Source organism: Saccharomonospora iraqiensis subsp. paurometabolica YIM 90007 (assembly GCF_000231035.2).
Classification (GTDB): Bacteria; Actinomycetota; Actinomycetes; order Mycobacteriales; family Pseudonocardiaceae; genus Saccharomonospora; species Saccharomonospora paurometabolica.
Window position 1 is genome coordinate 15,051 of sequence record NZ_KI912193.1, and the last position, 946, is coordinate 15,996.

A 946-nucleotide genomic window follows, 5' to 3' on the forward strand; every position below is an offset into this window, starting at 1 on the left:
CGCCTCGCGGCTGCGCATACCCGACCGCCCCGGACGGGACGGCTGGCGCGCCTCGGCCTACCCCGCCTGAGTCCCGGTCACGGCCGGGGCCGGCACGAGCGCTCTTGCTAGCCTGTGCCGCGTGCGTTTCGTGCTGGCCTCCGCCTCACCGGCCCGCCTCGCGGTGCTGCGCGCCGCCGGGATCGACCCCGAGGTGCGCGTGTCCGGGGTCGACGAGGACGCGATCACCGAGGGGTTGCCCGACGCGAGCCCCGACGAGCTGGTCACGGCCCTGGCCAGGGCCAAGGCCGAGGCGGTCGCGGCCACCTTCACCGACCCGGCCACCCTCACCGACCCGGTCGATCCCGGTGCCGCGGCCGCGACGGTGGTCGTCGGCTGCGACTCGATGCTGGCGATCAACGGCCGGACGGTCGGCAAGCCGGGCACGGCCGACACCGCCCGCAGCCGCTGGGCCGAGATGTCCGGCGGCACCGGCGCACTGCTCACCGGCCACGCCGTCGTGCTCGTCCGGCACGGGGAGGTCGTCGGCGAGGCCGCCGACACCCGGACCACGACCGTCCGCTTCGCCGCCCCGGACGCGGCGGAGCTGGACGCCTACGTCGCCACCGGGGAGCCGCTCGCCGTCGCCGGGGCGTTCACGCTGGACGGGGTGGGCGGCTGGTTCGTCGAAGGCGTCGACGGTGATCCGTCGAGCGTGATCGGCATCAGCCTGCCGCTGACCCGGCGGCTGCTCGCCGGGGTCGGGGTGGCGGTCCACGAGCTGTGGCGGCCCGCGCTGCGGGCCGCCGACGACACCCGCACCGGCGACCGCGCCTGACCTCCGGCCCCGGTGGCGGCCGTGTCCGCGCGGTGGGGCCCGTGGCCGCGCCCTCAGCGCTTGCCGGCCCCCGACGGGCACGGTCGCAGATCGGTCGCGCGGACCTCGAGTTCCGGCCACCCGCGCAAC

Annotated in this window: 1 protein-coding gene; it reads left to right on the forward strand. The window is 77.6% G+C overall.

Going from position 1 to position 946, the window contains the following annotated elements:
- Positions 1–121: 121 nt before the first annotated feature.
- Complete coding sequence (locus SACPADRAFT_RS0201765) at positions 122–817, forward strand: Maf family protein (RefSeq protein WP_007027767.1); 696 nt, start codon at positions 122–124, stop codon at positions 815–817.
- Positions 818–946: the final 129 nt, after the last annotated feature.